Below are 23,440 nucleotides of genomic sequence, written 5' to 3'. Positions count from 1 at the left end.
GGAGGATCCGTCGGAGCCCGCCGCCTGCCGAACTGGTGCCCAGTCTGCCCGGCGTCCGTGCACGCGGTGAAACATCCGCGTGACGATCGCGTTTCGCGTTCCCGGAAGCGATTTCACACGACCGCGAACCTTACTTTGCCCACAAACGGGGATGCAGGGACAGAAGCACAGAAAGGGGTCGAGAGGTACATATGCGTACGCATCAGTCCCGCTCCCCGTCCGACGACGTACGGCCGCTCGAGTCCCGCGATCCGCGGACGGTCGGGGGCTACCCCCTGCTCGGCCGGATCGGCGCGGGCGGGATGGGCACCGTCTACCTGGGCCGGGACCCGGGGTCCGGCGAGCGCGTCGCAGTGAAGACGCTGCACCCCCATCTCACCGGCGACCCGGCCTACCTGGAGCGGTTCCGCGACGAGGCCGTGCTCGCCGCCCGCGTCGCCTCGTTCTGCACCGCCCGCGTGCTGGCGCGCGGGGAGGACGACGGCCGCCCGTACATCATCAGCGACTACGTGGGCGGCATGTCGCTGCTCCACCGGGTCGTCCGCGGCGGGCCGATGCCCGCCGCCGACCTGCACGGCGTGGCGGTCGGCGTGGCCTCCGCGCTCGCCGCGATCCACTCCGCCGGGCTCGTCCACCGCGACCTCAAGCCCGCCAACGTGATGCTCACCCTCTCGGGCTGCCGGGTGATCGACTTCGGCATCGCGCGGCCCCGGGACGCCCCGGGCTCGTACGCCTCCTCGGGCCCGGTGCTCGGCACACCCGGCTGGATGTCGCCGGAGGTGATCCGGGGCGGCGCCGCGTCCCCCGCCGCGGACGTCTTCGCGTGGGGCTGCATGGTCGCCTACGCGGGCACCGGGCGGCTCCCCTTCGGAGAAGGCGACGCCTCGGCCGTCGCGCTCCGCATGCTCTACGAGGAACCAGACCTCACCGGGCTGCCACGCGAACTCGTCCCCGCCGTCCGGTCGGCCCTCGCCAAGCCACCCCGCGAGCGGCCCGAGGCCGCCGACCTGCTGCTCACCCTCATCGAACGGACCGAGCCCGCCGCCGTCCCCGAACTCGGCGCCGCACCCGACCCGCACCCGCGCGCGACGGAGAGGGCCGCCGAGTCCACCGCCGCCTGGTCGCCGGCAGAGTCGTTCGCCTCCACGGACGCCGAGATGTCTCGGCGTCCGTGCGCGATCCGGCACCGCACCATGCCCCAGCGGGCCCTCAGGCCGCGCCTGCTGGCCGGGGCCGGCGCCGTCCTGCTGGCGAGCAGCCTCGTCCTCGGCATGGGCGGGAGGGACGGCGACGAGCCCGCCGCGCCCGACACGCCCAAGCCCGCGGCGTCCGTCCCGCCCATCAAACAGGCGGGCGTCCTCCGGCCGCGGAAGAGCAAGCCCCAGATCGAACACAAAGAACGCCACCACCGCCGCTGACCGGACCCGCAGCCGGGCCGTGCGGCGGTACGGCCCGTCGGCTGCGCCGCGCGCGCCGGTGCGCCGCGCGCACCGATGCACCGGGAGGGTCAGGTGCGCCAGATGAGGACGAGGGCGCAGTCGTCGTCGCGGGCCGCGGCCATCCGCTCGACCAGTTCCCTGGCCCCCTTGCGGAACCCCACCGGGACGAGCCGCTCGGCCTCGCCGAGGAGGCCGTCGATGCCGGCGTCCAGGTCGCGGCCCGGGGACTCGACCAGCCCGTCGGTGTAGAGCAGCAGCGCGTCGCCCGGCCGCAGCAGCCCTCGCTCGGGAAGGCACTGCAGGTCGGGGACGACTCCCAGCACCACGCCCTTGGCCGGGCTGACCTTCCAGTTCCCGCTGCCCGCGTCGAACTGCACCGCGGGCGGGTGCCCGGCCGACTCGACGGTGTACTCGCCCGTCTTGAGGTCGACCACGACGTGCACCGCCGTGACGAACCCCTCGTCCCACCGCTGCCGTTGCAGATAGTCGTTGCAGGCGGGCAGGAACCGCTCGGGCTGGATCGATCCAAGCAGGCCGCCGAACGCGCCCGACAGCATGAGCGCGCGGGTGCCCGCGTCGGTGCCCTTGCCCGAGACGTCGACGAGCGCCACCTCCAGCGTGTCGCCGTCGCTCGCCGACACCACGAAGTCGCCGCCGAACGAGGACCCGCCCGCCTGGAGCAGCACCACCTGGGTGTCCCAGCCGTCCGGCAGCTCGGGCATCTCGCCCTGCCTGCGCAGCCGGTCGCGCAGCTCCAGCAGCATCGAGTCGCCGCGCAGCCCCTGCACGCCGAGCTGCTGCCGGGTGCGGGCCAGGGTGACCGCGAGCACCGCCGTGATCACCAGCGTGGCGATCATGCCGGGGCCGACCGCGTCGCTGTCGTACCAGGCGTCGTAGGCGACCATCACCACGACAACGCCGAGCAGCGCCGCCAGGCTGCGCACCTTGAGCAGCAGGCCGCCGCCGAGGACGGTGAGCACCAGCGCGCCCGACGGCGCCCAGCCGCGCGGGTCGGTCGCCGCCGCGAGGCCGATCACGACCGCCAGGATCGCCAGCGCCGCGAAGACGTGCCGGTCGCGGGTCAACTTCCCGCGCAGCAGCCACCGGTAGACGCGCACCAGGATCGGGATCCTGCGCAGGAAGACGCGCACTCTCGGCGGGAGCAGTTGCACCAGACGTTGAAGCATGACTCCGGCACTGTATCGAGCATCCGTCCCGACCGGCGGGCATCCGCGCCACCGGTGACCCCCCGCGACGATCCTGCGACGATCCGGCGCGGATGGCGACCGAGAGTGAGCGGAGCGCCACTCCGGACGCGCGCCGAAGGCCCCCGCGCGGTGCCGGACGACGCGGGACGTCGCCTCAGGGCCTTGCCCCGGACCCGGTCCCCGGGTGTCCAATGGCCCGAGGACGCAGGCGACGACGAGGAGGCGGAACCGTGACACAGACGGGCATGCGCATCACCGTGGACGCGGCCATGCGGGCGCGGGACGTGTCCCGTCCCCGGCCCGAGGGCGAGGCGCCCCCGCCGCCCAAGGCCGCCGAGCCCGCCAAGCGGACCAAGGCGGCCAAGAACGAGCGCCGCCGGCTCGGCAAGCGCGGCGCCCGTCCCCGCTAAGCGGCGCCCGTCCCCGCTGAGCGGCGCCCGTCCCCGCTGAGCGGCTCAGCCCTCTCTGGGGAGCGGCGGCAGCTCGCCGGTGTGCTCGAACGCGCTGAGCATCTTGATCCGGCGGGTGTGCCGCTGCTCCTTGGAGTAGGCGGTGTCCAGGAACAGCTGGACGAACCCGGTCGCGGTGGCCGCGTCGTGCTGCCGCGACCCGAGGCTGATGACGTTGGCGTCATTGTGCTCGCGGGCGAGGACGGCGGTGTCGTCGTTCCAGACCAGCGCGGCCCGGACCCCCTTGACCTTGTTCGCGGCGATCGCCTCGCCGTTGCCCGAGCCGCCGATCACGATGCCGAGGCTGCCGGGCTCGGCGGCGGTGCGCTCGGCCGCCCGCAGCACGAACGGCGGGTAGTCGTCGACGGCGTCGTACTCGAACGCCCCGCAGTCGACCGGCTCGTACCCGTTCGCCGTCAGCCAGGCGACCAGGTGCTCCTTCAGCTCGAAACCGGCATGGTCGCATCCAAGAAACACGCGCATGCGCCGATTCTCGCAGGTCTGCGCGCGTGCCCTAGCCCCCGGGTCACTGTGGCGGCGCCAGAGGCGGTTCGCCCCCTGCCCGGGCGGGGTCGACCATGGTCTCGTCCGCCGGACCGCCCTTCCCTGCGGCCTCCCCGCCTTCCGGTGCGTCGTCCTGTGGGGCGTCATGTGGGGCGTCATGTGGGGCGTCCTGCGGCGGGTCGGCGGCGGCGGCCGGTCCCTCGGGCTCCGCGCCCCCAGCGGACAGGGGCTGGGCCGGTTCGACGACCGCGACGGCGTCGTCCTCAGCCGACGGCACGGGGCCCGCGGCCGGATCCGGCGTGGACGGTGCGGACGACCCGGGCGACCCGGGCACGGCGGACGGTGCCGGTGGAGAAGGCGGTACAGGCGGCGCAGGCGCGGCGGGCGCAGCGGACGGCGCGGCCGGAGGCAGTGCCTGGGGCGGGACGGCGCCGGGCCGCTGTTGCACGGGAACATTCCCCCAGCCGGGCTGCGCGTACCCGCCCTGCGGATAGCCCTGCTGGGGTGGTCCCGCCTGCGGGTACCCGCTCTGGGGTGGTCCCGGCGGGGGGTATTCGCCCTGGGCCGGGCCCGCCGCCCCCGGCGGCATGTAGGGCATGGCCGCCGGGTGCTGCGCGGGGAACGGCTGCTGCTGCATCGGCATGCCGCCGTGCCGGACCGCCGCGGGCCCGGGCGCCCGGATGATGAGGAAGGCCACCAGGACGCCGACGCCGGCGAGCCATCCGTAGAAGAACCCGAACCCGAGGCCGTGCTCCACTCCCTGCCAGATCATCTGCATCCTCGCCCGGCCGGACGGGAAGTCCAGCACCGGGCCCATGAGGAACCCGCGCAGCAGCCCGGCCAGGCCGCCGGCGACGAGGGTGGCCCACCAGCCGAGCACCAGCGCGCCGAACAGGCCGCCGCGCGGTTCGAGCGGGCGGACGCCGGCCAGCACCAGAGCCGCCACCAGCACCAGGAACAGCATCGTGGTGAAATCGACGGTGGCGACGAGGCCGAACGTGTTGATGTGCCCGCCGACGCCCGTCAGCCGCCACTCCGGGAACCGCAGCCAGTCGAGCAGCGGACCGAGACCGGTGCGCATCTCGACGTCGTTCCTGACGACCGCCTCGCTGACCCACTGATTGCCGACCAGCAGCGCGAGCAGGGCCAGCGGCCCGGTCGCGCCGATCACCATCGCGAACACCCTGCGCGCCGTCATGGCGGGCCACAGTAGTGCGGATCATCGACCGCCGGTAGGGGGAGCGGCACCGCCGGGAAGGGCCTCACACGGGGTAGCGGAAGCCGGGATCGACCTGTTCCTCCAGCTCGGCGCGCAGCGCCGGGTCGGTCCGGCTCCGCGCGTTCCGGAGGTGGAATTCCACTCCCTGCGCGCGGAACCTCTCCCAGTCCTTCCGGCGGGCGTCGACGGCGTCGCGCATCAGGTCGAGCGCGGCCCGCTCGGCGTCCTCCAGGACGACGTCGTCGCGGCCCTGCTCCAGGGCCCGCACGGCGGCGGACTGGCCGAGCCAGGTCAGCAGGTCGTCGCCGACGTGCGCGCGCAGGTAGGCGAGGTCGTCGTCGTCCTGCACCTTGTTGCCGACCACCGCGATGGCCACGCCGTAGTCGCGGGCGTACTCGGTGTATTGCCGGTACACGCCGACGCCCTTGCGGGTGGGCTCGGCCACCAGGAACATCAGGTCGAACCGGGTGAACAGCCCGGAGGCGAACGAGTCGGCGCCGGCCGTCATGTCCGCGACGACGTACTCGCCCGGCCCGTCCACCAGGTGGTTGAGGTAGAGCTCCACCGCCCCCGTCTTGGCGTGGTAGCAGGACACCCCGAGGTCGTCGTCGCTGAACGGCCCGGTGGCCAGCAGCGTCACGCCGTCGACCTCCTGGCCGAGCGCGTGGAACGGGTCGTCGCCGCCGAGTCCGAGCAGCCGGGAGCCGTCTCCCGGCGGGGTCGTCTTGACCATGGCCGAGGCCGAGGCGATCCGCGGGTTGGCGCCGCGCAGCCAGTCCTTGAGCTCGGGCAGCCGCTCCCCCAGCGCCGGGATCTTCGCGGCGCGCTCCTCGTCCAGCCCGAGGGCGACGGCGAGGTGCTGGTTGATGTCGGCGTCGATGGCGGCCACCGGCAGTCCCCGCGCGGCGAGGTGCCGGACGAACAGCGACGCCAGGGTGGTCTTGCCGCTGCCGCCCTTGCCGACGAACGCAACCTTCACGAAAGCCCCCGTTTCGGATATGAAAACCATTGCCACTTGCCGGAGCTGCCGAGTCTTGCGGACCCCGGACGGCGAAGCAAGCCCATCCCCGGGCCGGAGGGCTCGCATCAGCGGCGGACGAAGGATCCGCGTCGGCGAGGACCAGGGTGAGGGCGAGGGGGCTGTGTCAGCGGCGGGCGGCTGCGGGGTCGAAGCCGAAGGGGAGCTCCAGGCGGTGGGCGCGCAGGAGGTCCTCGTCGGTGAGCAGGTCGGCCGTCGGGGCGTCGGCGGCGATCACCCCGCCGGACAGGATCAGTGAGCGCGGGCACAGCTGGGCCGCGTACGGCATGTCGTGCGTGACCATCAGCACCGTCACGTCCAGCCCGAGCAGGATCTCGGCGAGCTCGCGGCGGCTGGCGGGATCGAGGTTGGAGGACGGCTCGTCCAGCACGAGGATCTCGGGCTCCATGGCGAGCACCGTGGCGACGGCGACGCGGCGGCGCTGGCCGAAGCTGAGGTGCTGGGGCGGGCGACCCGCGACCTCCAGCATCCCGACGCGGGCGAGCGCGGACTCCACCCTGCCGTCCAGCTCGGCGCCGCGCATGCCGAGGTTGGCCGGGCCGAACGCGACGTCCTCGCGCACCGTGGGCATGAAGAGCTGGTCGTCGGGGTCCTGGAAGACGATGCCGACGCGGCGGCGGATCTCGCGCAGCGACTTCTTGTCCTTGGGGTCCACCGCGAGCCCGCCGACCCGCACCTCGCCGAGGCCGCCGTGCAGGATGCCGTTCAGGTGCAGGACGAGGGTGGTCTTGCCGGCGCCGTTCGGCCCGAGCAGCGCGACGCGCTCGCCGCGCCCGATCGTGACGTCGACGCCGTAGAGGGCCTGGGTGCCGTCGGGATAGGCGTAGGCCAGCCCGCGGACCTCGAGGGATGGGGTCATGCCGCCATCCAAGCAGCCAGCGTGACCGCGGCCGCGGCCAGTGGCAGCGCGGCGGCCAGGGACCACTGCGCGGCCGAGGCGCCGACGTCGTGCAGCACGGGCATGCGGCCGTCGTAGCCGCGGCTGACCATGGCGAGGTGGACGCGCTCGCCGCGTTCGTAGGAGCGCAGGAACAGCGCGCCGACCGACTTGGCGAGCACGCCGGCGTCGCGCAGGTCGCGGGGCTCGAACCCGCGGGAGGCGCGTGCCACCCGCATCCGGGCGAACTCCGCGGTGACCACGTCGCCGTACCGCAGCATGAACGTGGCGATCTGCGTGATGAGCTGCGGCATCCGGAGCCGTTCGATGCCGAGGAGCAGCACCCGCGGCTCGGTGGTGGCGGCGAGCAGGATGGAGGCGATCACGCCGAGGGTGCCCTTGGCGAGGATGTTCCAGGCGCCCCAGAGCCCGCTCTCGCTGAGCCGCAGCCCGAGCACGGCGACCTTGTCGCCGTTCGCGACGAACGGCATCAGGAACGCGAACGCCACGAACGGCACCTCGATGACGATCCGGCGCAGCACCAGCCCGAGCGGGACGCGGGCGCCGACGGCGACCGCGCCGAGCAGCAGCGCGTACGCCCCGAAGGCCCAGATCCGCTCGCGCGGCGTCGCGACGACCAGGAGCACGAACGCCAGAACGGCGACCAGCTTGCACTGCGGCGCCAGGCGGTGCACCGGCGAGTCGCCGGCCACGTAGAGCCGGTGCGCGTGCCCGGCGCCCACTCAGGAATCCCGGGAGTGGTCGCGGCGGCGCACGACCCAGAAGAGGCCGCCGCCGACGACGAGCACGGCGCCGACGCCGATCACGCCCGCGAGGCCGCCGGAGAGCCGGGAGTCGCCGACCCCCTTGATGCCGTAGTCGCTGAGCGGGGAGTGCTGGAGGGTGTGGTCCCTCTCCTTGGCGTCGATGCCCTTGTCCGCGGCGACCTTCTCCAGGCCGTCGGGGCTGCCGCTGGCGTAGTAGCTGACGATCCCCGCGAGGACGAGGGACACCAGCAGGAATCCGACGAAGAAGCGCTTGGTGGTCATGGTCGTCACCCTCCTCAGGCGCTCGCGCCGGACGGCCTGGCCGGGCCCTCGGCGGGACGGTCCGCGGGCCCGCCGCCCGGGGCTCCGGTGCGCAGCTCCAGCGGTTTGATCAGCTTGCGCGCCCCGTACACCAGGTCGGGGCGGACGGCGAGCACGCTGGACACGGTGACGGCGGTGATCAGCGCCTCGCCGAGGCCGATCAGCACGTGCACGCCGATCATCGCGGCGGCGACCTTGCCGACCGACACGTCGGTGGTGCCGCCGATCGCGTAGATCAGGGTGAACACGGCGGCCGAGCAGGGCACCGAGACGACCGCGGCGACGAACGACGCCCCGCCGACGGAGGCCCGTGTCTTCGGCAGCACCCGCAGCAGCAGCCGGAAGAGCCCGTACCCGACGAGCACGGTCGCCAGGGCCATGGTGATGACGTTGACGCCGAGCGCGGTGAGGCCGCCGTCGGCGAACAGCAGCGCTTGCATCAGGAGCACCACCGAGACGCACAGCACCCCGGTGTAGGGCCCGACGAGGATCGCGGCGAGCGTCCCGCCGAGAAGGTGGCCGCTGGTGCCCGACGCGACCGGGAAGTTCAGCATCTGCGCGGCGAACACGAACGCCGCGGTCAGCCCGGCCAGCGGGGCGGTGCGGTCGTCGAGCTCGCGGCGGGCGCCGCGCAGCGCCACCGCCACCCCGGCGACGGCCACCGCGCCCGCGGCGATCGACACCGGGGCGTCGATGAATCCGTCCGGTACGTGCATGTCCCTCACCGCCCCTACCTGTTCGTTCGGTAGGTCCAGTTTGGGGGCACAAGTGTGGCAGTTGCAAGAGATTCGCAACTGCTACGTTCCGGCGTGTTCCGCGCCTCCGGGCCGCCGGCCCGGAGGCGGCGCCCCGGCGAAGCGGCCGGCGGGGCCGCTCAGTCGAAGATCGGGTCCGCCGTCCGGGTCCGCTTGAGCTCGAAGAAGCCGGGTGTGGACGCCACGGCCACCACGCCGTCGAACAGCGCGGCGGCGGCCTCGCCGCGCGGGATCGGCGACATGACCGGGCCGAAGAACGCGCTGCCGGCGACCTCGATCACCGGGGTGCCGACGTCCTGGCCGACGCGGTCGATGCCGTCCCGGTGCGAGGCGCGGACGGCCTCGTCGAACTCCCCCGACTCGGCGGCGGCGGCGAGCGCCGGGTCCAGACCCGCCGCGGTCAGCGCGGCCTCGAGCGTCCCGCGGTCCAGCGGCAGCTTCTCCTGGTACCGGCGGGTGCCGATCTCGGTGTAGAGGCGGCCGAGGACCTCGGGGCCGTACGCGCGCTCCGCGGCGGCGCAGACCCGGACCGGGCCCCACGCGTCGGCGAGCATCCGCCGGTAGTCGTCCGAGATGTCCTTGTCCTCGTTCAGCACCGCCAGGCTCATCACGTGCCAGCGGACCTCGATGGGCCGCAGCCGCTCCACCTCCAGGATCCAGCGCGAGGTGATCCAGGCCCAGGGGCACTTGGGGTCGAACCAGAAGTCCACGGGCGTGCGGGCGTCCTTCGACAACGTTGCCTCCTTGGCTGATCTGCGTCCGTTCCAGACAACTCGGACGGCGCCCCGCCCATTCCCGGCGCCCGGCACTCGCGGGGCCCTTTCCACGGCGCCCATTTCCACAGGTCCCGCACACCGTCGCGACGGCGCGGCCACGGGTTGACGCGCCGCACGGTCGCGGACCGGCTGTGGTTGGTAGACATGGGGTATCCAGATACGGGAACCCAGGTACAAGATCTCAAGGAGTACACGTGGCAGGCAACCTCACGCGCGACGAGGCGCGGGAACGGGCCCGGCTGCTCACCGTCGAGTCGTACGCGGTCGAGCTGGACCTCACGACGGGTGGGGAACGGTTCGGCTCCACCACCGTGGTGCGCTTCGGTTGCGCCGAGGCGGGCGCGTCGACCTTCGTCGACCTGGCCGGCGCCGAGGTGCGGGAGGTGTCGCTCAACGGGACGGCGCTCGACCCGGCCGCCTACGACGCCGCCAAGGGCCGCGTCCCGCTGCCGGACCTGGCCACCGACAACGAGCTGCGCGTCGTCGCCGACTGCGCGTACTCCCGGTCGGGCGAGGGCCTGCACCGTTTCGTCGATCCGGTCGACCAGAGCGTGTACCTGTACTCGCAGTTCGAGACGGCCGACGCGCACCGCATGTTCACCTGCTTCGACCAGCCCGACCTGAAGGCCGCGTTCGAGCTGACGGTCGTCGCGCCGGACGGCTGGGAGGTCGTCACCAACGAGGCCCCCGACGCGATCGAGGGGAACCGCCTGCACTTCCCGGCGACCCCGCCGATCTCGACCTACATCACCGCGCTGGTCGCCGGCCCGTACCACGTGGTGCGGGACGAGTACCGGCGCGAGGACGGCAGCGTGATCCCGCTCGGCGTGTTCTGCCGGGCCTCGCTCGCCGAGCACCTGGACGCGGGCGCGATCCTGGACGTGACACGGCAGGGGTTCGCCTACTTCGAGCGGGTCTTCGACCGCCCGTACCCGTTCAACAAGTACGACCAGCTGTTCGTGCCGGAGTTCAACGCGGGCGCGATGGAGAACGCGGGCTGCGTGACGTTCCTGGAGGACTACGTCTTCCGGTCGCGGGTCACCGACGCGGCCTACGAGCGGCGCGCCGAGACGATCCTGCACGAGATGGCGCACATGTGGTTCGGCGACCTGGTCACCATGCGCTGGTGGGACGACCTGTGGCTGAACGAGTCGTTCGCGACGTACATGAGCGTGCTGTGCCAGTCCGAGGCGACCAAGTGGACCAGCTCGTGGACCAGCTTCGCCAACCTGATGAAGGCGTGGGCGTACCGGCAGGACCAGCTCCCGTCCACGCACCCGATCGCCGCCGACATCCCCGACATCCGCGCGGTCGAGGTCAACTTCGACGGCATCACCTACGCCAAGGGCGCCAGCGTCCTCAAGCAGCTCGTGGCCTACGTCGGGCGCGACAACTTCCTGGAGGGCGTGCGGCGCTACTTCCGGCGGCACGCGTGGGGCAACACGGTCCTGGCCGATCTCCTCGACGCGCTCGAGGAGACCTCGGGCCGCGACCTGGCGTCCTGGTCGAAGGAGTGGCTGGAGACCGCCGAGGTCAACACGCTGCGCCCGGTGTACGAGGTCGACGGCGACGGGAACTTCACCTCGTTCGCCGTCGCGCAGGAGGCCAAGGAGGACTACCCGACGCTGCGGTCGCACCGCGTCGCGATCGGCCTGTACGACCGCACCCCTGAGGGCATCGTCCGGCGGCGGCGGGTCGAGCTCGACGTGGTGGGCGCGCGCACCGAGGTGCCCGCGCTGGTCGGCGACAAGCGCCCCGACCTGGTGCTGGTCAACGACGACGACCTCACCTACGCCAAGATCCGGCTCGACCCGCACTCACTGGACACGCTCGTCGAGGGCATCGGCGACATCAAGGAGGGGCTGCCCCGCGCCCTGTGCTGGTCGGCGGCGTGGGACATGACCCGCGACGCCGAGATGGCCACCCGCGACTACGTCAAGCTGGTCGTCCGGGGCATCCGCGGCGTCGGCGACATCTCCGTCACCCAGACCCTGCTCCGCCAGGCCCGGACCGCCGTGCAGCAGTACGCCGACCCGGAATGGCGGCCCGAGGGCTTCGCGCTGATGGCGGACGCGCTGCACGAGCTGGCGCTGGACTCCGCCCCCGGTTCCGACCTCCAGCTCGCCTACACGCAGGCGTTCACGGGCGTCGCGACCTCCGCGGAGCACCTGGCGCTCGTCCGCGCCCTGCTGGACGGCTCCACGGTCCTGGACGGCCTCACGGTCGACACCGACCTGCGCTGGTCGCTGCTGCGCCGGCTGGTCGTGACCGGCGAGGCGGGCGAGTCCGAGATCGACGCCGAGCTGAAGCGCGACCCGACCGCCGCGGGCGAGCGGGCAGCCGCGTCCTGCCGGGCCGCGATCCCGGACGCGGGGGCCAAGGCCGCCGCCTGGGAGCGGATCATCGGCGGGACGCTGCCGAACGCGGTCTACCGGGCGACGCTCGGCGGGTTCGTCGAGCCCGAGCAGGCCGACCTGCTGGTGCCGTACGCCGACCGGTACTTCGCCGAGGTCGGCCGGATCTGGACGGAATGGAGCAGCGACATGGCGCAGACGTTCGCCGAGGCCGCCTACCCGTTCCTGGTCGTCGAGCAGTCCACAGTCGACCGCACCGAGTCCTACATCGCCGAGCAGAAGCCGCCTGCCGCGCTGGTCCGGCTCCTGTCGGAGGGCCGCGACGGCGTCGCCCGCGCCTTGCGCGCCCGCGCGAGGGACCGGTCCGCCTGACCCTGACCCGGCCGGACCCGGACCGGGTCCGGCCGGGCCGACCCGCCGTGATCATGTGATCGTTTCCGCCTCGATCGCCTGATCACGGCGGGCCGGGTGGGAGGGTTGAGGCCGTGGAGACCGCGCGGGACGTTCTGACGGCACTGGCGAGACGGCACGCCTTCGGCGATCTGGAGGCCCTGGTCACCGGCGACGGGCTGGCCCCGGCCGCGGCGCCGGTCGCGGCGCTGTGCGCGTTCGGGCAGCGCCTGCTCGATCTGGACGCCGAGGACTTCGGCATGCCCGAGGCCGTCGGCGAGGTCCCCAAGGACCTGCTCGACCGGGCCCGCGCCAGCCGGATGCCGCAGGCCCCCAAGGAGCGCCCGCGCGGCGCGCTGGCCAGCCTGCGCCCTGCCTACTCCCTCCTGCTGGAGGTGATCGCCATCCGCTGGTACCGCCGCGAGATGGCGGCGCTGGTCGCCGCGGTCCACATCGCCAGCGAGTACCTGGCGCTGCTGGCCTGGGAGCCGGTGCTCGGCCACGCGGGCGACCCCGCGCTGCTGGGTGCGTCGGTGGACGGCCCCGGAAGCCGCTTCGGCGCCGCCCTCGAGCCGGGCGCCGAGCGCACCTGCGACCACACCCGTCCAGAGCGTTCGGCCTGCGAGCGCGCCCTCCGCGTCGCCAAGGAGCCCCCTCCGGGCTGGCGCGCCTACCTCGACCGGCAGCACAGCCAGGTCGCCCAGGCGCTCGGCGACTGCGCGTCCCGGTGCCGCACCCCCTGCACGGTGATGGGCCGCATCGACGGCCCGGCCCGCGCCGGGCTCGTCGAGCGCTGCAAGCTGGCGGCCGAGTTCACCGACGGCGCCCTGGTCAGGCTGAGGCACGCGGCCCCCGTCGGACACGGCTTCGGGGTCCCCTCCCCCGAGGAGGTGCAGACGGCCTGGGCCCGCGCCCGCGCGTCCCTGCGGCGCCGGCCCCTCGGCAAGGCCGCCCTGCACGGCACCGACGACGACCCGTACCCGCTGCCGGGGCTGCCCGCGCTGTTCTCGGCCATCGGCGACGCCGAACTCGTCCCCGACAACCTCCTCGACGACGTCAGCAACCGGATCCGCGCCGCCCTCGCCTAACCGGCGTCGGCGGCCCGAGCGGCCCGAGCGGCCCGGCGGCGCGGGCCTGCGGTCACTCGTCCCAGATGGGCGGTTTGCGGTCGATCCAGGGGCGGGCCTCCTCAAGCTGCGCGGCCAGGGAGATGAGCGTGCCCTCGCCGCCGAGCCTCCCCGCGAGCATCACGCCGATGGGCAGGCCGTCGGCGTTCCAGTGCAGCGGGACGTTGACGGCGGGCTGGCCGGAGATGTTGTACGCGGCGCAGAACGGGGTGAACCGCATCTGGCGCTCAAAGTTCTCCTCAGGCTCCTGGTCGTGGAAGTACCCGATGGGCGCGGGCGGCTGCGCGAGGGTCGGGTGCAGGATCGCGTCGAACCCGTTCATCACCGGAAACGCCGTCCGCAGGGCCGCCTGCAACGCGGCGTGCGCTTGGAACAGCTGCGGCGCCGTCACCGCGTGGCCGCGTTCGCGCAGCCAGCGGGTCAGCGGCTGGAGCAGATGCTCGCTCTCCGCAGGGACGGGCGTGAGCGTCGCCATGACGCCCCACAGCAGCACGAAGTGCGGGACCAGCTCGGGGCCCAGCAGGGAGGGCAGCTCGACGACCTCGTGGCCGAGCTCCTCCAGCAGGAGGCCGGCCTCCTCGTACGCCGCGACGCAGTCGGGATGGACCTCTGCCCCTGCCACGGCCGGTTCCCTGCTGCGCGCGATCCGGAGCCGGCCCGGTGGACGGTCGGCGTGCCCGAGGAAGGTCTCCCCCGCCGCGAGCGGTGGCGCGAGGTAGAGGTCGCCCGGCATGGGGCGGGCCATCACGTCCAGCAGCGCGGCGGCGTCGCGCACCGTGCGGGCGATCGGCCCGTTGGCCGACAGGCCGAACAGGTCCGGGACGATCGGCCCCTGGGAGACGCGGCCCCGGGTGGGCTTGATCCCGAACAGGCCGCAGACGCTGCTGGGGATCCGGATCGAGCCGCCCCCGTCGCTGCCCTGGGCCACCGGCGCCAGGCCCGCCGCCACGGCCGCCGCCGCGCCGCCGCTGGAGCCGCCCGCCGACCGGGAGAGGTCCCAGGGGGTGCGGGCGGGCGGCCCGAGCGCGTTCTCGGTGTAACAGGGCAGACCGAATTCGGGGGTGGCGGTCTTACCGAGAAGGACAGAACCTGCTTCCCTCAGGAGCAGTACGACGTTGTCGTCCGCGAACCCGGAGAGTTCGTCAAAAACCTTCGATCCGAACGTCATCCGGACCCCGCGCACCATATTGAGGTCCTTCACCGGGATCGGCACGCCGTGCAGCGGCGGCAGATCGCGCGGATCGGCGGCCTCCCGCACCTGCTTCTCGGCGAGGCGGGCCCGTTCCACCGCCAGTTCGGCGGTCACCGTCGTGTAGGCGCCCACCTGTGGGTTCAGTCGTTCGATACGGTCCAGATAGTGGGCGGCGACCTCGACCGGGGAGAGCTCCCCGGCGCGGATCGCGGCGGCCATGCGGACGGCGCTCAACTCGTGGGTAAGGGTCACAGGGCGGAACGCTAGACGCCGGAGGCGAGACCATCAAAGATGGCATCGAAGGCAACTAACGTACCCAACCAATCCAGCAGATATTCACCCAAATACGGCGACAAAAGTATGAACCCGACACGGCTGGTCGCCGCACCACGGAGTGATTACTCTGCGCACGGAGGATCATGCTCCCCAGCCGAGAGGAATACGGAGCGTCACTCATGGCTATCACGGAGCGGGACGAGACCCAGGAGGAGCGCGGCCAGCCTCAGCAGACCCCCGTCGAACGGCCGACCGAACAGCAGACGTACGGGGACATGCTCAGCGACCCGCAGATCCGCCGCTGGCTCTGGCGGGCCGGCGCGGCGATCGTGATCGGCCTCGTCCTCACGGTCGTCTTCGACATCCGCATCGGGATCACCGGGGCGGTCCTGGCGATCATCGTCGACGTGGTCCGCCGGGCTCGCAAGAGCTCCAGCGTGCCCGCCTGGCAGAAGTCCTCGGCCGCCGAGCGGCGCACCGAGAAGCAGCTCCGGTCCCTGGAACGGAACGGATACCGCGTTCTGCACGCGCGCGCGGTACCCCGTGACGACGAGGGCGTCAGCGACGGCCGGATCGATCACCTGGTGATCGGCCCGAGCGGCGTCTACGCCATCGACTCCGAGAAGTGGGACAAGCGGCTTCCGGTGCGGACCATGTCCCACCGCAAGCTCTTCCACGGCCCCTTCAACAAGAAGGACCGCCTGGACGAGGCCCGGTGGGAGGCCGAGCAGGCCAGCGAGATCATCGGCGGCCAGGTCGGCTTCGAGGTGCCGGTCCAGCCGTCGGTGGCCATCTACGGCCCGTCCATCCCGTGGAAGGTGATGCGGGTCCGGGACGTGGACGTCTACGCGGGCAACCGGGCCCGGTCCTACCTGCGCCGGCGCCCGAAGATCCTGACCGAGACCGACGTCCAGCGCATCTTCCAGGCGGCCGAGGAGGCCCTGCCGCCCAAGTACCCCGAGGAGTGACCGGGCGGGCCCCGCCCGCCCCCGCGCCGGGCTCGCCCCATGGGCCCGGCGTTCCCGATCGTCGGCGACCCGTCCCGCGCGCCCTGCGGGGGCATCGCGGGCCGTTGGTACCATCGAAAGCAGACTCGCCGGCCCCACATGACCTCTGCTGAGCCGGCGGCAGCGCCGCGATCCGCCGCTGCGCAGGTCCGTCCGGGCCCGGTCGCCACGCCCGCCGCATCGGCGCGGACACGGTCGTACGATCGGCAGCACAGCACGTCACAGGTTTGGAGAGGTCTCAGATGCCCCCGCTCAGGTCGCGTACGGTCACCCACGGCAGGAACATGGCGGGCGCCCGCGCGCTCATGCGCGCCAGCGGCGTGGCCCGCGAGGACTTCGGCAAGCCGATCGTCGCGGTGGCCAACAGCTACACCCAGTTCGTCCCCGGCCACGTCCACCTGCGCGAGGTCGGCGACGTCGTGGCCGGCGCGGTGAAGGAGGCCGGCGGCGTCCCCCGCGAGTTCAACACGATCGCGGTCGACGACGGCATCGCCATGGGCCACGGCGGGATGCTCTACTCGCTGCCCTCCCGCGAGCTGATCGCCGACGCGATCGAGTACATGGTGAACGCGCACTGCGCCGACGCGCTGATCTGCGTCTCCAACTGCGACAAGATCACGCCGGGGATGCTGCTGGCCGCGCTGCGGCTCAACATCCCGACGGTCTTCGTCTCCGGCGGCCCGATGGAGGCCGGCAAGCCGGTCGAGGGCGTGCTGGGCGGCAACAAGCTCGACCTGATCGACCCGATCATCGCCTCCGCCGACGCCTCGGTCGCCGCCGACAAGCTGACCGAGCTGGAGGAGAGCGCCTGCCCGACCTGCGGCTCCTGCTCGGGCATGTTCACCGCCAACTCGATGAACTGCCTGACCGAGGCGATCGGGCTCGCGCTGCCCGGCAACGGCACCGTGCTGGCCACCCACACCGCCCGCAGGCGCCTGTACGAGGACGCCGGCCGCGCGGTCGTCGACGTCGCCCGCCGCTACTACGAGCAGGACGACGCGTCCGTCCTGCCGCTGAACATCGCCACCCGGGACGCGTTCGAGAACGCCATGGTGCTCGACATCGCCATGGGCGGCTCGACCAACACGATCCTGCACCTGCTGGCCGCCGCCTACGAGGGCGGCGTCGACTTCGGCCTCAAGGAGATCGACGAGCTGTCCCGGCGGGTGCCGTGCATCTGCAAGCTCGCCCCGGCCACCCCCGAATACCACGTCGAGGACTGCCACCGCGCGGGCGGCATCCCCGCGATGCTGGGCGAGCTCGACCGCGCCGGGCTGCTGCACCGCTCGGTGACCTCGGTCCACTCCGCCTCGCTGACCGAGCACCTCGCCAAGTGGGACGTGCGGTCGCCCGACGTCCTCCCGGAGGCCGTGGAGATGTTCCACGCCGCGCCGGGCGGGGTCCGCACCACCTCGGCGTTCAGCCAGAGCGCGCGCTGGGAGGAGCTCGACCTCGACCGCGAGAACGGCTGCATCCGCGAGGCGGAGCACGCCTACACTACCGACGGCGGCCTGGCGGTGCTGCGCGGCAACATCGCGCCCGAGGGCGCCATCGTCAAGACCGCGGGCGTCGACGAGGAGCTGCTCACCTTCACCGGCCCGGCGGTGGTCTTCGAGTGCGAGGACGACGCGGTCGAGGGCATCCTCGGCGACAAGGTCAAGGCCGGCGACGTGGTGGTCATCCGCTACGAGGGCCCCAAGGGCGGACCCGGCATGCAGGAGATGCTCTACCCGACCAGCTTCCTCAAGGGCCGCGGGCTCGGGAAGTCCTGCGCGCTGGTCACCGACGGCCGGTTCTCCGGCGGCACCAGCGGCCTGTCGATCGGGCACGCCTCCCCCGAGGCCGCGGGCGGCGGCATCATCGCCCTGGTCCAGGACGGCGACCGGATCGTGATCGACATCCCGAACCGCTCGCTGGAGCTGGACGTCCCGCAGGACGAGCTGGCGGCCCGCCGCGAGCGGCTCCTCGCCGAGCTGGGCGGCTACCGTCCGCGCGACCGCCAGCGCACGGTGAGCGCCGCCCTACAGGCGTACGCGGCGATGGCGACCTCGGCCTCCACCGGCGCGGCCCGCGACGTGGGCCAGCTCTCCCGCGGCTGACCGCCGTCCCGGCGCGCAACCGGAACCCGCGCACACCGGAACCCGCGCAGGCCGTCATCGGACGGTCGGCGCGGGTTCCTCCGTCAGCGCTCCCGGGCACCCGGGGGGCCGCCGGTCCTCCGGCCGGTGGGGTCAGCCGCAGCAGCCCCCGCCGCAGCAACCGCCTCCGCCGCCGCTCGGCGGCGCCGGGGCCGGGGCTCGGCCCGTCCCCGTGACGGCCACCGTGGACAGCAGCTTGACGGTGTCGTCGTGGCCGTCGGGGCAGGGCGCCGGGTCGGACGCCTCGATCATCGGGCGGGACACCTCGAACGTGGACCCGCAGGCGCGGCATCGATAGTCATAGCGTGGCACCCGTCCAGGATACGGGCGCCCGCCCCGCCTGCGACAGCCCGCGGGGACGGGCGGGAGCGATCAGGCGGCGGGCTGGGTGACGTAGGGGGCCCACTGAGGGTCGCCGTCGTTGATGACGCCGATGAGCCGCCAGTGCGCGCCGCGCGGCACGCCCGGCGTGACGGTGAGCGTCCAGCCGAGCTCGTCGAGGAGCCGGTCGGCCTTGCTGTGGTTGCACGGCATGCAGGAGGCGACGCAGTTCTCCCAGACGTGCATGCCGCCGCGGCTGCGCGGCTGGACGTGATCGATGGTCTCGGCGCGCCGGCCGCAGTAGACGCACCGGAAGTTGTCGCGCCGCATCAGCGCCGCCCGGGTGAGCGGGACCCGCGTCCGGAACGGGATCCGCACGTAGCGGCGGAGCCTGATCACCGAGGGGACCTCGATCGACACCGCGGCCGAGTGCAGGACGGCGCCGGAGGTGTCGTGATGGACGACCTCCGCCTTCTCCCTGAGCACGAGGCACACCGCCCGCCGGAGCGGGAGCGTCGTGAGTGGTTCGTACGTCGCGTTCAGGAGAAGGACCTGTCGCATCAGAGGCCCTCCACCGGGCTGTGGGCTCCGATAGCCTCGGCGGGCGCGGCTGAGCGCGCCTCGTACCGAGGCCGGAGTATCGTCTCCGGCACCTGCGCACCCGCCATGAGGACCTCCCCAGGGGCGAATCGACCCGAATTCAGTGTGGCGTCTGGAGGAGGCCGTCCGCTACCCCATTTCCTCCCCACAAGCCCGCCCGATCGAACGCGGAACGGCCCCCGGCGTCACGGGATGTGGCCCCAGGAGCCGTCCAAATCGCCTTATTCCACAGGCTTCTGGACTACCTGCCCTGCGGCGCCGCCCCCGGCCGGGCGCCCTGCCACCAGGTCAATCGTCCGCTGATCCGCACGCCGTCCTTGGCGTCCGCCGGAATCCGGGCGGTCAGCGAACCGCGCCTCGACCGCCCCGCCCGGAGCACGCCGTAGTCGCACCTGACCGACGCGCGCAGCGTCCGGCAGGGTGCGGCGACCGCGACGATCTTGAGCCGCGGCCTCAGCCGGTGGACGAGCACGACCCTCTCGACCCCGCGCTTGCCGGTGTTGCGCACCGTCCACGTCCAGGTGACCCGGTCGCCGGCGCCGGAGACCTTCGGCGCGGAGTAGCCGAGCTTCACCTTCGCGGCCTGCGTGGCAGCGGCCTGTACGGGTGCGGCCTGTACGGGTGCGGCCTGTACGGCGGCGACCCGCGTGGCTGTGGCCTGCCTGGCGGCGGCCTGTGCGGGCTGGCCCGGCGTGAGCAGCGCCGCCCCCAGCGCCGCGACGCCGACGGCGGCGGCCCGACCCGGCGCGCGCCCGCCGGCGATGATGCTCTTCATGATCAACCCCCGTTGGAAAAGAGCCCACTGATCATCGCCACTTCTACCGAAGAAGCCCCCCGCGTTCACCTCGCCACACACACCGCCGCGCGACGGTCCGCGCCCCCCGCCGGCCGGGCGGGTCGTTCCTCCTGGTAAAGGCTGGTACCTGCGGCCCGCCCGGCGGCGGGCGCGGGCGGGTCCGCGGGGCCAATACAGTGCTGGTCATGAGCCGACCGCCGTACCCGCCCGCGCCACGCCAGGACACCTCCGACGTACTCCACGGTCACCGCGTGACCGACCCGTACCGGTGGCTCGAGGACCGGCAGGCCGACGACACCGAGAAGTGGCTGGCCGCCCAGGACCGTCTCTTCCACGAGACCGTGGACGCCCTCCCGGGCCGCGACCGGCTGCGCGCCCGGCTCGGCGAGCTGCTCGGCGCCGGAAGCGTCGGCTCACCCGTCTGGCGCGGCGACCGGCGGTTCTTCACCCGCCGCACCGCCGAGCAGGAGCACCCCGTGCTGTACACCGTCGACCCGGACGGCGACGGGACGGAACGGGCGCTGGTCGACCCGATGGCGATCGACCCCGACGGCACCACCACGCTCGACGGCTGGCAGCCCGACAGGGAAGGCCGCCGGCTCGCCTACAAGGTCTCGCACGGCGGCGACGAGGAGTCGCTCCTCTACGTGATCGACGTCGCGACCGGCAAGCGCGTCGACGGCCCGATCGACCGGGTCCGCGAATCGTCGGTCGCGTGGCTGCCCGGCGGCGAGGCGTTCTTCTACGTGCGCCGGCTGCCGGTGAGCGCCGTCCCCGAGGGCGAGGAGCAGCACCACCGCCGCGTCTACCTGCACCAGGTCGGCGCCGCGCCCGACTCCGAGGACGTCCTGATCTTCGGCGCCGGCCGGGACAAGACCAACTACTACGGCGTCGGGGTCAGCCGCGACGGCCGCTGGCTCACGATCTCCTCCTCCCAGGGCACCGCCCCCCGCAACGACCTGTGGATCGCCGACCTGTCCGCCTCGTCCCCCGAGCGGCCCGAGTTGCGCGCCGTCCAGGAGGGCGTCGACGCCGAGACGGGCCTGCACGTCGGACGCGACGGGCGCGCGTACGTCTTCACCGACCGCGACGCCCCGCGGTCCCGGCTCTGCGTCACCGACCCCGCGGACCCCGGATACGAGACCTGGCGCGACCTGATCCCGGAGGACCCCGAGGCGGTGCTCACCGACTTCGCGCTCCTGGACGACGTGCTGCTCGCCGGCTGGACCCGGCACGCGATCAGCGAGATCACCGTCCACGACCCGGCCACCGGCGAACGCCTCGGCACGGTGCCGACCCCCGGGCTCGGCACGATCGGCGGCATCATCGAACGCCCCGAGGGCGGCCACGAGGCGTGGTTCGGCTACACCGACCACACCACCCCGTCCGCGGTGCTGCGCTACGACTCCCGCACCGGCGAGACGACCCCGTGGGCTGCCGCGCCCGGCACCGTCGAGGTCCCCCGGATCGACACCCGCCAGGTCGTCTACACCTCCGCCGACGGCACCGAGGTCCGGATGCTGGTGGCCTCCCGTCCGGGCGACTCGGGCCCGCGCCCCGCCATCCTGTACGGCTACGGCGGCTTCAACATCCCGCTCACCCCCGCGTACTCGGCGAGCATCCTGACCTGGGTGGAGGCGGGCGGCGTGTACGCGATCGCCAACCTGCGCGGCGGCTCCGAGGAGGGCGAGGAGTGGCACCGCGCCGGCATGCGCGAGCGCAAGCAGAACGTCTTCGACGACTTCCACGCCGCGGCCGAGAAGCTGATCGCCGACGGCCTCACCGCCGCGGACCGGCTCACGATCTCCGGCGGCTCCAACGGCGGGCTGCTGGTCGGGGCCGCGCTCACCCAGCGCCCGGGCCTCTACCGCGCGGTGATCTGCTCGGCGCCGCTGCTCGACATGGTGCGGTACGAGCGGTTCGGGCTCGGCCAGACCTGGAACGACGAGTACGGCACCGCGGGCGACCCCGCCGAGTTCGAGTGGCTGCTGTCGTACTCGCCCTACCATCACGTCCGCGAGGGGATCGCCTACCCCGCCACCCTGTTCACCCTCTTCGACAGCGACACCCGCGTGGACCCCCTGCACGCCCGCAAGATGTGCGCCGCGCTCCAGCACGCGACCGCCTCGGACCGGCCGATCCTGCTGCGCAACGAGGCCGAGGTGGGGCACGCCGCCCGGTCGGTGAGCCGGTCGGTCGACCTGATGGTCGACACGCTCTCGTTCTCCGCGGCGCAGACCGGGCTGGACCTGAGGTCCGCGTCACATCCGACGGCAGCACCGTTCGACACGTGATCCAATAGCGGGGTGAGCCCCTCCCTGGCGCAGAGCCCGCCCGTGCTGGACCGGATCGCCTTGCTCCTGGACGGCCCGCCCGCCGATCCGGACCGGTCGGCGGGCTACCTCGACCTGCTCGGCCCCGCCGCCGGGCCCGCCCCGACGCCGGCCCAGTCGGTCATGCAGTCGAGGTTCCTGCCGCGCGTGTACGAGCGGATCTGGCGCCCGGTCGGGTTCAACCTCGCCAAGGGGTGGCCGCTCGGCCCGGACACCGCCGCCGAGCACGCCCTGGCCCGCGACTGGCTCGGCCTCGGCCGTCCCGGCTCGGCCGGCCGCCCGGACGCGACCGTCCTGGACGTGGCCTGCGGCCCGGGCAACGTCACCCGGGCGCTGGCCGCGGGAGTGTCCGCCGGGGGCCTGGTCGTCGGCCTGGACGCCGCCGCCACCATGCTCGCCCGCGCCGCGTCCGAGGCCACCGCGTCCGTGTCCGCCACCGTCGAGACCACCGCCGAGGCCACGGTCCGGCCGGGTTCCGGGAGGGGCGCCGATCCGCGGGGTGCCGAGATCGGGTACGTCCGCGGCGACGCCGTCCACCTGCCGTTCCTGGACGCGACGTTCGACGCCGTCTGCTGCTTCGGCGCGCTCTACCTGTTCGACGATCCCTGGGCGGCGATCGACAGCATGACCCGGGTGCTCAAGCCCGGCGGCCGGCTGGTCGTCCTCACCACCCGGCGGCCGGCGCTCCCGGTCTCCCGCCTGGGCACTGAGCTGATCGGCCGGGCCGCGGGCGTCACCATGTTCGGCGACCGCGAGGTCGTCCGGGCCCTCACCGAGCGGGGCTTCAGCGACGTCCGGCGGCGCCGCTACCCGCTGATGCAGCTCGCCGGCGCCCGCCGCCCCTGACCGCGGCCCGGCCCGCAGCCCCGAAACCCCGCTCGCATCGCCCCCGAGACGATGCGAGCGGGGGCCGTCATCGGCTCGTCAGCGGAGCGGCTTCTCGATGTGGATGTTGGTGATGCCGCCGATCATCTCGCGCCTGGTCTCCTTCCAGCCGAACTTGCGGTAGAGCGCGAGCGCCGGGCCCTGGAGCTCGGTGGTGTCGGCCCGCAGGACCCGGTAGCCGTACTCGCCGGCACGTTCCTCCAGGGCGCGGACCATGGCCGCGCCATAGCCGCGCCGCTGGGCGGCGGGACGGACGCGCAGCCGCACCATCTCGACCACGTCGAGCACGGGACTGCCGGGCGCGTAGCCGCCGTACGCCCGCGCGCTGCCGCCGGGGATCAGGTCGGCCCGGCGCAGGCCGCCCATGGCGACGATGCGTCCGGCCACCTCGCCGACGATGAACTCCCCGTCGTTGCGGAGGTAGATGTCCTCCATCCGGAAGAAGTCGTGGTCGTAGTAGACGCCGTCGCCGGGACGCAGGCCCACCTGGGCCAGTCCCTCTCGGTGCAGGTCGAGGACGGTGGCGTGGTCGGCGGCGTGGTAGCGCCGCAGGCGCAGGTCGGCGAAGGCCCATGCGGGCGGCTCCGCCTGGAGCCGGACCAGGGTCCGCGCCCCCTTGGCGGGATCGCTCCGCCACGGGGCGCCGTCGGGCGTTCCCATGACCGGG

At 73.3% G+C, this 23,440-nt stretch carries 22 protein-coding genes; 8 read left to right on the top strand and 14 right to left on the bottom strand.

What is annotated here, in order from left to right; all coding sequences use genetic code 11:
• Nucleotides 1-191 precede the first annotated feature (191 nt).
• On the top strand, nucleotides 192-1,418 hold the full coding sequence (locus QP090_RS35740) for a serine/threonine-protein kinase (RefSeq protein ID WP_285944180.1): 1,227 nt from the start codon (nucleotides 192-194) through the stop codon (nucleotides 1,416-1,418).
• Between the two features lie 89 nt (nucleotides 1,419-1,507).
• On the opposite strand, the gene QP090_RS35735 is transcribed toward QP090_RS35740, so the two are convergent.
• Entirely contained in the window at nucleotides 1,508-2,626 is a 1,119-nt protein-coding gene (locus QP090_RS35735; protein WP_285944179.1) for a PP2C family protein-serine/threonine phosphatase, read from the bottom strand.
• Between the two features lie 251 nt (nucleotides 2,627-2,877).
• Here QP090_RS35735 and QP090_RS35730 point away from each other — a divergent pair, with 251 nt between their 5' ends.
• On the top strand, nucleotides 2,878-3,057 hold the full coding sequence (locus QP090_RS35730) for a hypothetical protein (protein ID WP_285944178.1): 180 nt from the start codon (nucleotides 2,878-2,880) through the stop codon (nucleotides 3,055-3,057).
• A gap of 45 nt (nucleotides 3,058-3,102) precedes the next feature.
• On the opposite strand, the gene QP090_RS35725 is transcribed toward QP090_RS35730, so the two are convergent.
• The 8 genes from QP090_RS35725 to QP090_RS35690 all read right to left on the bottom strand — a co-directional run bounded on the left by QP090_RS35725 (nucleotide 3,103) and on the right by QP090_RS35690 (nucleotide 9,312).
• Nucleotides 3,103-3,579 (bottom strand): ribose-5-phosphate isomerase, encoded by a 477-nt coding sequence (locus QP090_RS35725; protein ID WP_285944177.1) that lies wholly within the window; start codon nucleotides 3,577-3,579, stop codon nucleotides 3,103-3,105.
• A gap of 43 nt (nucleotides 3,580-3,622) precedes the next feature.
• Nucleotides 3,623-4,798, bottom strand: a complete 1,176-nt coding sequence (locus tag QP090_RS35720) for a hypothetical protein (protein ID WP_285944176.1) — start codon at nucleotides 4,796-4,798, stop codon at nucleotides 3,623-3,625.
• A 64-nt stretch (nucleotides 4,799-4,862) separates the two neighbouring features.
• Nucleotides 4,863-5,798 carry an ATP-binding protein gene (locus QP090_RS35715; RefSeq protein WP_285944175.1) on the bottom strand — a complete coding sequence of 312 codons (936 nt, stop codon included), beginning with the start codon at nucleotides 5,796-5,798 and terminating at the stop codon, nucleotides 4,863-4,865.
• A 166-nt stretch (nucleotides 5,799-5,964) separates the two neighbouring features.
• Nucleotides 5,965-6,717: an energy-coupling factor ABC transporter ATP-binding protein gene (locus tag QP090_RS35710; RefSeq protein WP_285944174.1), complete on the bottom strand. Its 753-nt coding sequence runs from the start codon at nucleotides 6,715-6,717 to the stop codon at nucleotides 5,965-5,967.
• Complete coding sequence (gene cbiQ, locus QP090_RS35705) at nucleotides 6,714-7,478, bottom strand: cobalt ECF transporter T component CbiQ (protein WP_285944173.1); 765 nt, start codon at nucleotides 7,476-7,478, stop codon at nucleotides 6,714-6,716. Before cbiQ ends, QP090_RS35710 begins: the two co-directional genes overlap by 4 nt.
• Nucleotides 7,479-7,784 carry a PDGLE domain-containing protein gene (locus QP090_RS35700; RefSeq protein ID WP_285944172.1) on the bottom strand — a complete coding sequence of 102 codons (306 nt, stop codon included), beginning with the start codon at nucleotides 7,782-7,784 and terminating at the stop codon, nucleotides 7,479-7,481.
• A 14-nt stretch (nucleotides 7,785-7,798) separates the two neighbouring features.
• Complete coding sequence (locus QP090_RS35695) at nucleotides 7,799-8,539, bottom strand: energy-coupling factor ABC transporter permease (protein WP_285944171.1); 741 nt, start codon at nucleotides 8,537-8,539, stop codon at nucleotides 7,799-7,801.
• Nucleotides 8,540-8,697: 158 nt separating this feature from the next.
• The gene (locus tag QP090_RS35690; protein ID WP_285944170.1) at nucleotides 8,698-9,312 is read right to left on the bottom strand and encodes a mycothiol-dependent nitroreductase Rv2466c family protein; all 615 of its coding nucleotides are present in this window, start codon (nucleotides 9,310-9,312) and stop codon (nucleotides 8,698-8,700) included.
• Nucleotides 9,313-9,548: 236 nt separating this feature from the next.
• Between QP090_RS35690 and pepN the strand changes: the two genes are divergently transcribed.
• Nucleotides 9,549-12,080, top strand: coding sequence for an aminopeptidase N (pepN, locus tag QP090_RS35685; protein WP_285944169.1), 2,532 nt, complete (start codon nucleotides 9,549-9,551; stop codon nucleotides 12,078-12,080).
• Between the two features lie 113 nt (nucleotides 12,081-12,193).
• Nucleotides 12,194-13,186, top strand: coding sequence for a hypothetical protein (locus QP090_RS35680; protein ID WP_285944168.1), 993 nt, complete (start codon nucleotides 12,194-12,196; stop codon nucleotides 13,184-13,186).
• A gap of 52 nt (nucleotides 13,187-13,238) precedes the next feature.
• On the opposite strand, the gene QP090_RS35675 is transcribed toward QP090_RS35680, so the two are convergent.
• Entirely contained in the window at nucleotides 13,239-14,669 is a 1,431-nt protein-coding gene (locus QP090_RS35675; RefSeq protein WP_285944167.1) for an amidase, read from the bottom strand.
• Between the two features lie 203 nt (nucleotides 14,670-14,872).
• Between QP090_RS35675 and QP090_RS35670 the strand changes: the two genes are divergently transcribed.
• Complete coding sequence (locus QP090_RS35670; RefSeq protein WP_285944166.1) at nucleotides 14,873-15,661, top strand: nuclease-related domain-containing protein; 789 nt, start codon at nucleotides 14,873-14,875, stop codon at nucleotides 15,659-15,661.
• Between the two features lie 281 nt (nucleotides 15,662-15,942).
• The gene (gene ilvD, locus QP090_RS35665; RefSeq protein ID WP_285944165.1) at nucleotides 15,943-17,799 is read left to right on the top strand and encodes a dihydroxy-acid dehydratase; all 1,857 of its coding nucleotides are present in this window, start codon (nucleotides 15,943-15,945) and stop codon (nucleotides 17,797-17,799) included.
• Between the two features lie 132 nt (nucleotides 17,800-17,931).
• Here ilvD and QP090_RS35660 read toward each other — a convergent pair whose 3' ends face one another.
• The 3 genes from QP090_RS35660 to QP090_RS35650 all read right to left on the bottom strand — a co-directional run bounded on the left by QP090_RS35660 (nucleotide 17,932) and on the right by QP090_RS35650 (nucleotide 19,534).
• Nucleotides 17,932-18,150 carry an FmdB family zinc ribbon protein gene (locus QP090_RS35660; protein WP_285944164.1) on the bottom strand — a complete coding sequence of 73 codons (219 nt, stop codon included), beginning with the start codon at nucleotides 18,148-18,150 and terminating at the stop codon, nucleotides 17,932-17,934.
• Nucleotides 18,151-18,210: 60 nt separating this feature from the next.
• Complete coding sequence (locus QP090_RS35655; RefSeq protein WP_285944163.1) at nucleotides 18,211-18,720, bottom strand: HNH endonuclease; 510 nt, start codon at nucleotides 18,718-18,720, stop codon at nucleotides 18,211-18,213.
• Nucleotides 18,721-19,000: 280 nt separating this feature from the next.
• The gene (locus QP090_RS35650; protein WP_285944162.1) at nucleotides 19,001-19,534 is read right to left on the bottom strand and encodes a hypothetical protein; all 534 of its coding nucleotides are present in this window, start codon (nucleotides 19,532-19,534) and stop codon (nucleotides 19,001-19,003) included.
• Nucleotides 19,535-19,740: 206 nt separating this feature from the next.
• Here QP090_RS35650 and QP090_RS35645 point away from each other — a divergent pair, with 206 nt between their 5' ends.
• Complete coding sequence (locus QP090_RS35645; protein WP_285944161.1) at nucleotides 19,741-21,849, top strand: prolyl oligopeptidase family serine peptidase; 2,109 nt, start codon at nucleotides 19,741-19,743, stop codon at nucleotides 21,847-21,849.
• Nucleotides 21,850-21,861: 12 nt separating this feature from the next.
• The gene (locus QP090_RS35640) at nucleotides 21,862-22,734 is read left to right on the top strand and encodes a methyltransferase domain-containing protein (RefSeq protein WP_285944160.1); all 873 of its coding nucleotides are present in this window, start codon (nucleotides 21,862-21,864) and stop codon (nucleotides 22,732-22,734) included.
• A gap of 78 nt (nucleotides 22,735-22,812) precedes the next feature.
• Here the strand turns inward: QP090_RS35640 and QP090_RS35635 are convergent, their stop codons facing one another.
• Nucleotides 22,813-23,433 (bottom strand): GNAT family N-acetyltransferase, encoded by a 621-nt coding sequence (locus tag QP090_RS35635; RefSeq protein ID WP_285944159.1) that lies wholly within the window; start codon nucleotides 23,431-23,433, stop codon nucleotides 22,813-22,815.
• Nucleotides 23,434-23,440: the final 7 nt, after the last annotated feature.

It is taken from the genome of Actinomadura xylanilytica (genome assembly GCF_030283145.1).
Classification (GTDB): Bacteria; Actinomycetota; Actinomycetes; order Streptosporangiales; family Streptosporangiaceae; genus Spirillospora; species Spirillospora xylanilytica.
Note: the sequence above shows the minus strand (reverse complement) of the source record. Positions and strands in the feature narration are given on the sequence as shown.